The organism is Actinomadura alba (assembly GCF_014323705.1).
GTDB classification, from domain to species: Bacteria; Actinomycetota; Actinomycetes; order Streptosporangiales; family Streptosporangiaceae; genus Actinomadura_C; species Actinomadura_C alba.
Genome location: NZ_JABVEC010000005.1, coordinates 244,027 through 256,813, shown reverse-complemented (window position 1 = coordinate 256,813; position 12,787 = coordinate 244,027). Strand labels below are relative to the sequence as shown.

The 12,787-nt window shown below is 68.2% G+C and carries 10 protein-coding genes; 1 reads left to right on the top strand and 9 read right to left on the bottom strand.

Features of this window, described 5'->3' with window-relative positions; translation table 11 throughout:
- Positions 1-45: 45 nt before the first annotated feature.
- From HKK74_RS09900 to HKK74_RS09870, 7 genes are all read right to left on the bottom strand, one after another.
- Positions 46-2,664, bottom strand: a complete 2,619-nt coding sequence (locus HKK74_RS09900; RefSeq protein ID WP_187242807.1) for a M14 family zinc carboxypeptidase — start codon at positions 2,662-2,664, stop codon at positions 46-48.
- 696 nt (positions 2,665-3,360) lie between these two features.
- Positions 3,361-4,590: a vanadium-dependent haloperoxidase gene (locus tag HKK74_RS09895; protein WP_222722075.1), complete on the bottom strand. Its 1,230-nt coding sequence runs from the start codon at positions 4,588-4,590 to the stop codon at positions 3,361-3,363.
- Positions 4,591-5,040: 450 nt separating this feature from the next.
- On the bottom strand, positions 5,041-5,550 hold the full coding sequence (locus HKK74_RS09890; protein ID WP_187242806.1) for a DinB family protein: 510 nt from the start codon (positions 5,548-5,550) through the stop codon (positions 5,041-5,043).
- 32 nt (positions 5,551-5,582) lie between these two features.
- Positions 5,583-6,689 carry a TAXI family TRAP transporter solute-binding subunit gene (locus HKK74_RS09885; RefSeq protein WP_187242805.1) on the bottom strand — a complete coding sequence of 369 codons (1,107 nt, stop codon included), beginning with the start codon at positions 6,687-6,689 and terminating at the stop codon, positions 5,583-5,585.
- The gene (locus HKK74_RS09880) at positions 6,686-8,086 is read right to left on the bottom strand and encodes a sensor histidine kinase (RefSeq protein WP_187242804.1); all 1,401 of its coding nucleotides are present in this window, start codon (positions 8,084-8,086) and stop codon (positions 6,686-6,688) included. Before HKK74_RS09880 ends, HKK74_RS09885 begins: the two co-directional genes overlap by 4 nt.
- A gap of 16 nt (positions 8,087-8,102) precedes the next feature.
- Positions 8,103-8,822 carry a response regulator transcription factor gene (locus HKK74_RS09875; RefSeq protein ID WP_187242803.1) on the bottom strand — a complete coding sequence of 240 codons (720 nt, stop codon included), beginning with the start codon at positions 8,820-8,822 and terminating at the stop codon, positions 8,103-8,105.
- Between the two features lie 348 nt (positions 8,823-9,170).
- Positions 9,171-9,668: a hypothetical protein gene (locus HKK74_RS09870; protein ID WP_187242802.1), complete on the bottom strand. Its 498-nt coding sequence runs from the start codon at positions 9,666-9,668 to the stop codon at positions 9,171-9,173.
- A gap of 336 nt (positions 9,669-10,004) precedes the next feature.
- Here HKK74_RS09870 and HKK74_RS09865 point away from each other — a divergent pair, with 336 nt between their 5' ends.
- Positions 10,005-10,631: a YciI family protein gene (locus tag HKK74_RS09865; protein ID WP_312881384.1), complete on the top strand. Its 627-nt coding sequence runs from the start codon at positions 10,005-10,007 to the stop codon at positions 10,629-10,631.
- A 64-nt stretch (positions 10,632-10,695) separates the two neighbouring features.
- Here HKK74_RS09865 and HKK74_RS09860 read toward each other — a convergent pair whose 3' ends face one another.
- The gene (locus HKK74_RS09860) at positions 10,696-11,358 is read right to left on the bottom strand and encodes a nitroreductase family protein (protein WP_246491376.1); all 663 of its coding nucleotides are present in this window, start codon (positions 11,356-11,358) and stop codon (positions 10,696-10,698) included.
- 13 nt (positions 11,359-11,371) lie between these two features.
- Positions 11,372-12,736 carry an MFS transporter gene (locus HKK74_RS09855; RefSeq protein ID WP_187242801.1) on the bottom strand — a complete coding sequence of 455 codons (1,365 nt, stop codon included), beginning with the start codon at positions 12,734-12,736 and terminating at the stop codon, positions 11,372-11,374.
- Positions 12,737-12,787 lie beyond the last annotated feature (51 nt).

The window sequence follows — 12,787 nt, the reverse complement described above, 5'->3', positions numbered from 1 at the left end:
CCGCAGGGAGGCGCTCTCCTGATCTCTACAACGGGTTTCCGGCCGTCAGTTGAGCTTCGGCGCGCTCACCTTGGCCGACGGCCCGTGGTACATCGCGTTGAACAGCATCGTGATGGTGCCGCGCGACCAGGTCCGGTACGAGACCTGGGTTCCGGCGATCACGACGTTGCCCTTGCCGACCTCGAACGAGGCGACGTCCGTGAGCCCGTGCAGCTTGTCGGAGCCGGCGCCGTAGCCGCTCTGCACGATCTCACCCGAGGACGGGTACTTCGAGACCACCTTGGTCTTCGACGGGTCGGTCACCTCGAAGGCCGCGTCGTTGGTGTGGAACCACACCGGCCACTTCTCCGGCATTCCCCACGCCACCGGGTTGGTGGTGTCGAACTCCTGGTCCACGAGGGCCCCCGGCACGAAGAAGTCGTCGCTCGGGTCGGGCAGCGTGTCCTTGACCGGCAGGTTGAGCAGGTCGCGTGCCGTCGCCGACGCGTTGCCGAGGGCGACGAGCGTGCCACCGTCCTCGACGAAGTCACGCAGCTTCGCCAGGCCCTCCTCGCCGACTCCGGCCGCCCAGTGGAACCGCTCGGGCACCTCGGCCTTGGGCAGGCCGTTGACGATGGTGTTCCGCGTGATGCCCTGGGGCAGCACGATGGTGTCGTACGCGTCGTTCAGGTCGCCCTTGAAGTCGTCGGCGACCATGTTCTTCGAGTTGACGCCGTACTGCTCGAACAGCCACCAGAGCCAGCCGCCCGGCATGTTGTTGATGCCGCGGAACAGCCCGATCTTGGTGCCGGACTTGAGCTGGAAGCCCTCGACCTTCGGAGCCTTGTCGGCACCGTGCACGAGGATCCCGGTCTGCTGTGACAGACCGGTCAGCACCGAGCGGGCCTGCTCGGTCGGCGGCACGACGAGCGAACCCGGCGCGAACTTCGTGCCGCCGGAGGTGAACTCCTCGGCGGTACGGAAGGTCGGCACCCCGGCCTTCTGCAGACCCGCCAGGAACTTGCCGACGCCGTACGAGCTCGGCTGCACCAGGTAGGCACCACCCGGGGCCGGCGGCATCGGCGCGGCGGCGGGCTCCACCTTGGCGACCCGCTGCAGCGACGCGTTGAACGGCTGGCTCAGTTTGTCGACCTTCGCACCGAACAGCATCCACAGGGTGTGGCCGGTCACGTCGTACGGCCGGGTGATGGGACACGTCTCGCATGCTCTGATCTCGGGGTAGTCCCAGATCTTGAGCAGGCTGTCGGCCCACCGGCTGTACGGCTGGGTCATCCGGATCACGTGGCTGCCGGCCGCGTACTGCTTGCCGTTCGCGGTGAACGGCTGGGTGGCGCGCTCGATCTCGATCTGCCCGGTCTGCAGGATGTTGAGCAGCTCGTACGCCGCGTAGGGGTCCCGCTGGTCGGCGGGCACCACGTAGGCGTAGGGGTCGCCCTTCCACTTCAGGTTGTCCCGGCTGACCTGGTACATGTTGTACAGCAGGTCCTCGCCCTTCTTGCCGACGTTCTCGATGTTGGCGAACGTCGCCGTCTTGGCGTACGAGACGATCTGCTCCAGCGTCCAGGTGGCGCTGTCGTACGGCTCCACGCGGTTGGTCCGCTGGTCCTGCGGTCCGAGCGGCTTTCCGTCCGCGGAGGTGTTCGGGTAGGCGAGGTCACGCACGCTGGCGATCTCTGTCAGGACGTTCGGGATGCCGTGGTACGGCTCGTAGAACACCGACGGCAGCCACCAGTCGTAGGTGTTGCTCCAGGTCACGCCCTTCTTCCCATCACGGGTGAGGGCGCCGCCCATGCCGAGGCCGAATTCGCTGGTCGTCTGCACGACCCGCGGGTCGATGCTCGGGTCGAACGGGTCCTTGTACGGCGGGACGAAGATCCGGTCGTTGTTCGCCCCCATCTGGTGGAGGATGTGCACCAGCGACGGCCGGTACTTGGCGAGCAGGCCGATGTAGTAGCGCGGCTCCACCTGGGTGAACATGAACCAGTCACGGTTGTCGTCGTGGCCGGTGTACTTGTGGTAGAGGTCCGGGTAGGTGCGCCGGTACGAGGTGCCCGCCGTCTCGTTGAAGTAGTCGTTGACCAGCTTCTGGCCGTCGGGGTTCTGCGCGGGCACCACGATCAGGACGGCCCTGTCGAGCATCCCGTTGATGGTGTCGGACTGCTCGGTGGCCAGACGGTGCACCACGTCCATCAATGCCTGCGTGTTGCCGACCTCGGTCGAGTGGATCGCCGACTGGATCATCAGGAACGGCTTGCCCTGCTTGGCGAGGCTGCGCGCCTCGTCGTCGGAGAGCCCGCGGGGGTCCGACAGCCGCCGGTTGATCGCCGCGAGCCTGTCGACGTCGCGCAGGTTGTCCGGTGAACTGACCAGCAGGTACGGGTAGTCATTGCCCATCGTGGTCTTACCGGCCACGTAGTACTTGACCCGGTTGGACTTCTGCGACGTGAGCTTCAGATAGCTCATCATCTTGTCGTGCGTGGCCAGCTGTCCGGACGTCCCCATCGCGAAGCCGAAGTAGTTCTTGGGGGTGGGGATGGACTTGGCCGAGGACGAAAGGGACTTGTCGACGTTGGGGGCCGACGCCGAGACCGCGGGGCTGAACAACCCGAGGGCGACGACCACGGCGACGAGAAGTGAGAGAAATACGGGACGCCTAGAGGTCACGCGCATCATTACTCCTGTCAAAACATCAGAGACCGTCAGAGCGCATGGATCCAGGGGCAACGCCCTCCCAGATTGCAGGAGACGGACAGACCCCGATGAAACGACGGCGCTCGAGCGGCGGGGCCACACGACACCGTCCGGTGGACGACGACAGGTCATAGACGTTCGGCAGGACCGTGAACACCCGGAACCTCATGATCAGCCGGACCGGGCGAGATGATCATCCGCATGACAGGCATGAATGTCAATAGGCTGCTGACAGCCACCACGAAGCTCCGTACGTCCCCACGGTTCCCACCAGCCGAGGTCCTCATGCCAGGGCTCGATGTCGTCGGCGAGTTCAGGCCGGCGGCGGAGCAGCTCGGCGCGGAACGCCGGGGCGCGGATGACTTGGCCGCCTACCTCAAAGTGGAGGACTGCGGATATCCCACACATCAGGTGGTGAGTGCGCGATGCGCCCGCTGCGCGGGCCGTGTCTTCGTGATCGAATTGGATGAGTCTTCAACGTGCGCGCGCCGTACCTGCATCGCATGCGAGTACGGGCCATCGCGTCACCTGCTGGGCGCGGTTCAGAGAAGCCGGAAGCGATCTGGTCATCTACCGGCCGCGGGCCTCGTCCCATCGGGACAGTGACCGCTGTCCTGCCGCCGCAGCCGGTCGGCGCTGCCGGCCGACCGGCTGCGTTCTGCCGCCGCTTTAACGGAAGAGGAGCTTGGCGTTACGAAGGGTGTGCTCGGCCACCAGGCGGCCGAGGGTGACACCGGCCTTATCGGCGGACCGAGTGTGGATCCCGGACCAGACCCGCGCGTCGATGTTCTCCTGTGTCAGGGCGTGCCAGGTGGTGTAGGTACGAGTGACGCCGGGTGCGGTGGAGCTGGTGAGGTGGAATGGCGCGGTGCGGTGGCCCGCGAGGGCGGTCAGCACCTCCTCGGCCGCGCCCGAATAGGTGTTGTGCCCGCTCGGGTAGTCGGGGTGGGCCGGGGTGGTGTGCAGTGGTGTCCAGTCCGGATCGGGCGAGGTGGTGGGGTCTCCGTCGTTGTCGGCTGAACGGATGGCCGTGACAGGCCGCCAACGCAGGTAGGCGTACTTGCTGTCGGAGGTCGCGATCTGGGTGTCCACCAGCGCGATGTGGAAGAGCGCCACGAGCTTCGCCCGGTCCGCCGGCGATCGAGGTGATCGGGTCAGTGCGACTCGGAGCGGTTCGGTGTAGAGGGTGAATGAAGAGCCGAGCCAGAATGAGGCCGTCTCGGTCTGCTTGGGCGTACGTACCGTGCTGTCGGCGGCGCCGTACGCGAGCACTTCGGACAGGTCCGCCCGGTAGCGGGCTGAACCGAGCGCAGGCGGCGGATCGAGCCGGAACTGGTCGGCCCGTTCCAGCAGGAAGGGGCGGGCATTGCGGTTTCCCGCCTGGGCGGCCGGGGCGAATGAGGGCGGCGTCGGCTGCCAGACGCCCGGTTCGGGGGCGGGTACCGGGAACGGGGCGTTCACCGAGTCCGGGTCGAGCCCGTCGCCGTCGCGGGACGCCAGCACGATGCGTGCTTGGTCAGCGCCAGTCGCGACGCCCCGGTCCTCGGCTGGGCCGTCCGGGATCCGGGCCAGTGTGCGGCGCAGGGCGGTGTCCAGCTCCTGGGTACGGGCGGGGACCAGCGCTATCAGGGCCGAGTGCACCGCTCCGGCCAGCGCGGCGTCCTCGTAGTCGCGTCGGGGCACACCCGCTGGGACGGCTCGCAGCGCGCGGGCGGCCGCCAGCCAGCTGATCGCCCACGTGCGGCTGTTGGTGACCTGCGTCGCCGATCCGGCCGTCGTGATCGTCGCGGCCGTGGTGTCGTACCACTCCAGAGCTACGTCGGGACGTTCCTCGGAAGCCGCTGCCGCCTGGGCGGTCACCGCGGACAGCGCGATCATCATCGCGGCGGCGGCTGCCACAGTACGGCGGTCAGGGGTGATCCGGGAACGACCGGGCCGGGGCGGGGCCATGAGGGGTCGGGATCTCAACGAGCGCACACTGTCTCCTTCTGAGACGGGGGGGATTGAAACAAGGCCGAATGGCCGATGGCATGCATGGCGGACACGCGGAGCCGGATGAATCGGTCCACGTGTTCCGGATGGCGGAGGAGGGGGTGGGCTGGGTTAGCCGCGTTGCCTACAGCAGGCGCTGCACACGCGTAGGAGATCGATGTAGCGGCGCGTGATGAGCGCGCTTGCCGGGCGCATGGGCACAATGCTGGCATCCCTAATCCATATTGTCCATACCGGATTAATAGGAATACCTATCGGGGTACTCGCCCTCAGGTCTCCACGGTCACCAGCGACGCGGGCGTGAACGTGTGCACCTACCGGCCGATCGCCGAGGGATAGTTCGGGTCCGGGGCGATGTCACGTGCCCACGGTGCCGTCGATGGCCTCGCGAACGAGGTCAGCGTGGCCGTTGTGCCGCGCGTACTCGTGGATCATGTGCAGCATGACGAAGCGGAGCGAGACGTCCTGGTGCCAGCGGGGCTGGTGGACGACCAGATCAAAGGACGTGGCCGCGCGCTCGATGCGGCGGGCGTGCTCCACCTCGGTCTGCCAAGCGGCGAAGGCCTCCTCGCGGGTACAGCCGGACGGGTCGTAGGCGGTCTGGTAGTCGTCGGCGTGGGACCAGACATTGGGCAGGTCACGCTCGCCGTTCACTGTCTTACGGAACCAGGTGCGCTCCACCTCGGCCATGTGGCGGATCAGCCCGAGCAGCGAGAGCGTCGAAGGATTCGACGCCTGCGCGCGCAGCTCGTCGTCGTCCAGGTCGTCGCACTTCCAGGCGAGGGTGGCGCGGTGGAAGTCGAGGTGGGCGCGGAGCATCGCACGCTCGTCGGCGATCAGCGGTAGGTCAGGACGTTCAGTGGTCACCGACGGTAGCTTATGAGCGTCGAGAAGGGGTTTTACTCGGCGGGCCGTGGTCCGGGTCGGGTGGCGTAGCCGCCGCGAGCGATGCGGCGGAGCGAACCGGACGTGAGGCGCGTTTCAACGCTCGGCGGTCGTGATTGTCGCCGAACTCTGGAATAGCGGTGGTGATTCGTTCCGGCCGTTCGTAGGGCCAGCACCTTCGACTCCCGGTAGTACGCCGCCGCCCCTGGGTGCAGCCGGACCGGGAAGGTGGCCAGGGCGGCGCGCCGGTCCAGTCGCCGCGCCTCCGCGTGCGCGGCCACCAGCGTGGGTTTGGAGGCGAAGAGCAGGGCGGTGAGCGCCCTGGCGTCAGCGTCGCTCATGCTCCGGCGCACGACCAGGACATTCGGGATGCCCACGGTCGTGACCTCCTTGGCGAGACCGTAGAGGTTCACCGGGATCGATCGGGGCAGGTAGACGTCGCCGTACCTGCGATAGAGGTCGGCGGCCAGTTCGCCCACCGGCAGGAGCCGAATCGGGAACGTCCGGGCCAGTTCGTCCACCGCCGGGGTGGGCAGGCCTCCGGTGAAGAAGAACGCGTCGATCTGTCCGCTGCGGAGCGCCTCGGCCGAGTAGACGGCTGAGAGCCGGTGCCGGCTGATCCCCGTGTCGATGTCAATGCCGGCCGCCTTCAGCACCCTGTTCGCCACGACCTCGGTGCCCGATCCCACCGATCCGGTGGAAACGCGGCGCCCCCGCAGGTCACCGACCTCGTGGAGCGGCCCGTCAGCCCGTACGACGATCTGCAGGTAGTCGTCGTAGAGACCGGCCAGCGCGACGATCGGCAACGACTCGTCGAAGGGGCCCGAGCCCTCAATGGCCAACGCCGCGGAGTCCACCGTCGCGAATCCGACGTCCGCCTGGCCGCCGGCGACCAGCCGCAGATTCTCGATGGCCGCCGCAGTGGTCATGACGTCCGTCTCGGCGGACCAGCTTTTCCTGATGGCACCGGCGAAGGCCGTCCCGAGCGCGTGATACACACCGCCGACCCCGCCGCTGGCGATGACGACATGCGCCGGCGGGGATGTGGAGGACTCGCAGGCGGTGAGGGCGCCGACCAGCAGCAGGGCGGCGGCCAAGGCGATGGCGCGCGATCCCCTCATGAGCGGATGCCACCTTCCTCAACGGCCGCGGGCGTGGGCAGCCGGACGCTTACCTCCAGGCCGCGCGGGTCGGCCGCGAGCAACTCCAGGGTGCCGCCGCAGGCCGTGACCAGCGCGTGCGCGATGGTGACCCCGAGGCCGGACCCTTCGAGGTTCTGGTCCTTGGGGTGCCGCCAGAACGGCTCAATCGCCCGGCGGAGATCCTCTTCCGGCATCCCCGGGCCGTCGTCGATGACCCGGACGGCCACCTGGTCCGGTGCCGTCGCCTCCACCGCCACCGTGACCCGGCTGCCGACGCCGGCGAACTTGACGGCGTTCTCGATGAGGGCGTCGAGAACCTGGTCGATCGTGTCGGCCGCGGCGCTCGCGGTGGCCGAACGTTCACCGGTCCGGCACAGTACGACCCCGGCCTCCTCTGCCACCTCCGCCCAGCGAGCCACCCGGGTGTCGGCGATCTCGGCCAGGTCGACCGTGCCGACCTCGACGGAGGCGGCCTCGACCGATGCGTACGTCAGGAGCGCGTCGTAGAGGCGCGCCATCCGCTCGATCTCCTCCACCACCATCTGGTGATCGTCGCATCCAGCGGGGAGGACCGCGGGAGCGAGGTTGTCCATCGACAGCCGCAGCCTCGCCAGTGGCGTGCGCAGCTGATGGCCGGCGTAGGAGACGAACGCGCGCTGCCTGTCGATGAGCACCGAGAGCTGCTCGGCCATGGCGTCGAACGACTTGGTGAGCCGGCGCAGTTCCGGCGGCCCGGAGGTGATGCCGACCCGCTCCCCGAGGCGTCCCTCGGCCAGCGCGTGCGCCGTTCTGTCGAGCTGCCGCACCGGGCGCAGCAGCCAGCGGGTGAGCGGGAAGGCGGCGCCGGCCCCGATCAGCAGCACCGCCAGTCCCTGGGCCGCGAGCACGGCCCAGCCACGCAACATCGCCCCGCGCAGCCGGGCGGTCGGGGACAACGTCATTGCGGCACCGACGACCTCGCCGCCCCGTCCGACCGGTTCGATGACCACCAGTGGTTCATCGCTCCACGGCCAGATGATGTCCGCGGTGGCCGACCGGTTGCCCGAGAGTGCGTCGTCGACCGCATCGCGTATCCACGGCGCATTGAAATCGACCGGCGCCCCGCACACCAGGAGCAGACCGCCATCCCGACCGACGATGATCACACCGATGCCGTACAGCCCCTCGTACTGGCGAAGCTCCGCCTCAAGGGCGGACGTGTGCCCGGTACGCAGCGCCGTCTCCGCGAGCGAGGCGAACCGCACCGTGTCGTTGACCCGGTCCATGAACATCGTCTGGGTGTCCCGGGAGGCCGAAGTGATCGCCAGCTGCACGGTCAGCGCCATGAGCACGACGACCAGCAACGTCAGATACGTCGCGAGCAGACGACGTCTCATCCGGGATCCATCAGGGTCACCCGTACGACGGGTACGGGTACGTGAGGTACGGACCGTTCCCTGACCAGGCGGGCTCTTCCGCCTGGTCGAGTGCCCGCAACCGGTAGCCGACGGCGTGCACGGCCTCGACCCGGGCCGCGGCCCGCACCTTCGTGCGCAACGTGGAGACATGCACGTCAAGGGCACGGGACTTGCCTCGCCAAGAGGTCTGCCAGACCTCCCGGATCAGCTGCTCGCGCCTGACCACGACGCCCGTCTCACGTACCAGGACGGCGAGGACGGTGAACTCCTTCGGGGTCAGTTTCACGAGGGCGTCGTTCACATAGGCGAGGCGACCGTCCAGGTCGACCCGGAGCCCGCCGAGCACGCGCACTCCCGCCGCCCGCGGCCGGACCCGGCGGAGCACCGCGTCGAGCCTCGCCTGCAACTCGGCGATGCCGAACGGCTTGACCAGATAGTCGTCGGCGCCGGCGCGAAGGCCGTTCACCCTGTCGCGTTCGGTGCCGCGGGCGGACACCATGATGATGGCGACGTCACTGTGGGCGCGGAGCTTCCGGCATACGTCCAGGCCGTCGCCATCGGGCAGCGTGAGATCCAGGAGGAACACATCGCACAAAGGTGCGCGCATCGCCGCAGCGACGGTCGTGACATGCTCGACCTCGTACCCGCACTGGTGCAGCGACTTCGTCAACGCGGCCGCGAAACGGCGATCGTCCTCCACGAGCAGAACTCTCATGCGGCTCCCCATGAAGGATCTGTGCCAGAGGAATGGAACACAGCGGCCGGCCAACGTAAGTGCCGCTGGGTCGCGTTTCCTCGTCTGCAGCCGCAGATTAGATCGTTCTCTCACCGCCCATCGAGCGTTCGGAGGTCACAAGTTGATCACCGATGGCCCGGCCCCCGATGGAGCCCGTCACGCGTCGGTGACTTTCATTCCATAAGGGGCGCATATTCTCTTTACGCCTGCGACGTTCCTTTTATCACTTTCGGCGTGCCCAGGGCCGGCGGGCCACGGCCTGTGCGATGAGCGCCCGCGACCGAAGTCGAACAGGCGCTCATCGCAACCGTGTGGCTACTCCCTCGATCAGCTCACGCTGGGCGACCCGCCAAGTTCCCAGGTCTTCGTCCCTAGACCATCGAGATTGATGTTGAAGTTGACGATGCCGTCACCGGTCCATCCGCCGCTCACGGAAGAGCTGACCGTTGCGGTTCTGCACGTGAGACGGCCGTTCTGGTACCTGTTCATCGAGTCAGTGAAGTCGCACCACTTCGTGGCATAGTTGCCGTCATTCCGCTCAAGACGCGCGTGGACCTTGAACAGGTCCCAGTCCGTACCGCCGTAGGCGCGGGCCCATTCGACCAGGATGTACGCATAGCGCGAGCTCCCGCTCGCCACGACACACGTCTTGACTGCGACCTGGGTGACGACGGGTCCGGTTCGGTACTGGTAACCGGAGCACTTCGTCGTCGCGGCGGAGGCCGGGGGCGCGGTGACCGCGAGGGCCGCGGCCGTCACCAGCGGCACAGTGACGGCGGCTGCGATCTTCCGAGTGGACCTGTTGAGCTTCGAGGTCTTCCGCATTAAATACACTCCTCCTGAGTGGGCCTGACGGCCACGGGATGCGGGCCGTCTCGCCGTCCCCCCGACGCGGCGAGCGCAACTCCACTGAAACCTGAATTCGGCGTGGAGCCATCTCAGCGGCGCCAACCTTGACCAATCCCTAACATCTCGCCACCAGGCGCATTCTGGCGACCGCAAGGAGTTATTGCCGCTCTACGTACTCCATCTTCGGCCGGCGACACGTGTGCACCGTTCGAGGCGACGTCGATGGTGCCCTGGTAGACCTGCCGGCGTTTGTCTGAATCCAAGGTGATCGCTGGTAGGGTTCGTGCTCACCAAATCGACTGCGCAGATCTGATGCTCACCAGCGAGGGCGGCATGGAGTACTTCGTTTATTGCCGTGATAGGCCAGATTCTGGGGAGTTGCGTTCGGAATTGGCCGAAGCTCACTGGACCTTCATGGACCGGTACGCCGAAGCGATGATCGCGCGTGGCCCCACCCTGACCCCCGACGGCGCGGCCGCGACCGGCAGTATGCACATCGTCGACCTGCCCGACGTCCAGGCCGCGCAGGCGTTCGCGTTCGACGAGCCCAACTACAAGGCCGGCGTGTACGACGAGGTGCTGGTGCGCCGCTGGAGCAACACCCTGGGGCGCACCATGTGGCAGTACAGCGGGAGCACCGCCGGCTACCACCGCTTCCTGATCATGGCGCACGGCAGGCCGGGTGTGCTTGCGATCAGCGACGCTCTGAGCCAAGCGCACCGGCACTATCTCGACGAGGGCTACCACGAGCGCCTCATCGCATGCGGACCGCTGCTGTCCGACGATGGTGCCGAATGGCGCGGAACCGCGATACTGGCCGAGTTGCCGGACCGAAGCTCCGCTGAGGCTTTGATCGCGCAGGAGCCCTACGCCCGGGCCGGGCTGTACGAGAGCGTCGAGGTCCACGACTGGCGGTTTGGCGGGCGGCCGCAGCCATAGCCTCGGCTCTCCCGTGGACTGACCGACCAACGGTTGCGGTGTTCGTTGGCGGCCTCTCGATGGCCTACCAGCGGTCCCAGTGCAGGATCTGTTCGCGGGGGATGCGTCGGGCGGGCTTGAAGTCGGTCCCGATGGTGTACGCCAGGGGGATGAACGCGGCGAGCATGACCTCGTCGTGGGGGACGCCGAGCGTCCGGGCCAGTTCGTGTTCGAGGGGGCCTTGCGCGGTCGTCCACACCGTGCCGAGGCCGCGGGCGCGGGCGGCGAGCATGAAGCTCCACGTGGCGGGCAGGATCGAGCCCCATGCTCCGGCCTGGACGGCCACGGGGGCGCGGTCGGTGCGGCCCTCCACGGCCGGGATGACGAAGGCGGGCACCCGGTGGATGTTGTCGGCCAGGTGGCGCAGGCCGTCGAAGACGCGTTCGGTCGAGCCGGGGTGGTAGTTCATGCGCCAAAGGTCGCGCTTGGTCAGCGGCTGCCCGACCGCCAGCGGCAGGGCCCGCAGGAAGATGTCGGCCACGGCCCGCCGCTGGGCGGGCTCGGTGACGACCAGGAAGTGCCAGCGCTGCCGGTTGCGGCCGGTCGGCGCCTGGACGGCCAGGTCCACGCACTCCTCGATCAGCCTGCGGGGCACCGGCCGGGTGAAGTCGAGGCGCCTGCGCACCGCGCGAGTGGTGGACAGCAGCTCGTCGGGGGTGAGGTCCAGGGTCATGAGATGTGCCTCCAAGGCAGGACGATGATCAGGCTCGGGTCGTCACGCGTGTGGGCCCGGCCGCCGGGGCGCGTAGGCCGAGGTGGGCGACGAGGGCGCCGAGCAGCGAGAAGCTCCCGGCCGTCAGGAACGCCAGCCGGTAACCGGCCAGGGTGGAGTCGCCGAGGGCCATGACGGCGGCCAGGACCGCCACGCCGATGCCGGCGCCGATCTGGACCGCGGAGGTGACCAGGCCGGAGGCCAGGCCTTGCTGGTCGTTGGGCAGTCCGCCGACGGCGGCGATGTTGAGGCTGGGAAACGACAGCCCGTTGCCCGCTCCGTGTATGAGCAGCGCGGGCAGCAACACTGTGACGTAGTCGCCTGAGGTGCCGGCCCGCAGGAACAGCAGGATGCCTGCGGCCTGCAGCAGCAAACCGGCGGCGGCGACCCGGCCGAGGCCCCAGCGGCTGATCAGCCGTCCCGCCAGGTTGGCGGTCACCACGATGGCCAGGCCCATCGGGACGATCCCCAGCCCAGTGGTGAGCGCGGTGTAGCCCAGGACCTGCTGGAGGTAGAGGACGGCGACGAACTGCCAGCCGATGGTCGCGCACGCCCAGGCCAGCGCCGCGAGGTTGGCGGCGGTCAGCCTGCGGGACCGAAACACTCCCAGCGGGACCAGCGGGGTCCGTTGCCGGCGTTCGATGAAAATGAAGGCGCCCAGCAGACCCGCGGCCACGACGCCGGCCTGCCAACTGGTCTCGGTCAGCGCGTACACCAGCAGCAGCACGCCGCCGGTGACGGCCGCGGCACCGGCGGCGTCGAAACCACCGGCGGGCGCAGTCGGCCGGTCCCCGCGTGGCAGCACCAGCGGCGCGGTGACCAGCACCAGCAGCGAGATCGGGATCGGCAGGAAGAACACCAGCCGCCAGCTGATCTCGGTGAGCAGCCCGGAGGCGATCAGTCCCGCGCTGTAGCCCGTCGCGCCTGCCAGCGCGTAGACCCCCAGCGCCCGGTTGCGGCGCGGCCCCTCGGCGAATGTGGTGGTGATGAGCGACAGCGCGGCGGGGGCCGTCAGCGCGGCCGCCACGCCCTTGATCACCCGGGTGGCGACCAGCGGCCAGCCCGACGACAGCAGGCCGCCGGCGAGGCTCGCCGCCGCGAACACCGCCAGCGACAGCAGGAACATCCTGCGCCGCCCGACCAGGTCGGCCATGCGGCCGCCTAGCAGCAGGAATCCGCCGTAGGCGACGGCGTAGCCCGACATCAGCCACTGCAAGGTGCTCTCCGGCAGCGACAGGTCCGCGCCGATGGCGGGTAGTGCCACGCCCATCAAGGACAGGTCCATCGAGTCCAGGAACACCGCCGCGCACAACAACACCAAGGCCACCCGCTCACGGCCTACGGGATGCGTCATGACCATCCTCCATCTATGTGCAGACGATCTGTGATCAGATGATTCGGACCG

Bases quoted from the DNA above. Each gene is read 5' to 3' on its own strand.
- HKK74_RS09885 (WP_187242805.1), bottom strand. From the start codon at position 6,689: ATGAGGGGATCGCGCGCCATCGCCTTGGCCGCCGCCCTGCTGCTGGTC.
- HKK74_RS09870 (WP_187242802.1), bottom strand. From the start codon at position 9,668: ATGCGGAAGACCTCGAAGCTCAACAGGTCCACTCGGAAGATCGCAGCC.
- HKK74_RS09875 (WP_187242803.1), bottom strand. From the start codon at position 8,822: ATGAGAGTTCTGCTCGTGGAGGACGATCGCCGTTTCGCGGCCGCGTTG.
- HKK74_RS09855 (WP_187242801.1), bottom strand. From the start codon at position 12,736: ATGACGCATCCCGTAGGCCGTGAGCGGGTGGCCTTGGTGTTGTTGTGC.
- HKK74_RS09865 (WP_312881384.1), top strand. From the start codon at position 10,005: ATGCTCACCAGCGAGGGCGGCATGGAGTACTTCGTTTATTGCCGTGAT.
- HKK74_RS09880 (WP_187242804.1), bottom strand. From the start codon at position 8,086: ATGAGACGTCGTCTGCTCGCGACGTATCTGACGTTGCTGGTCGTCGTG.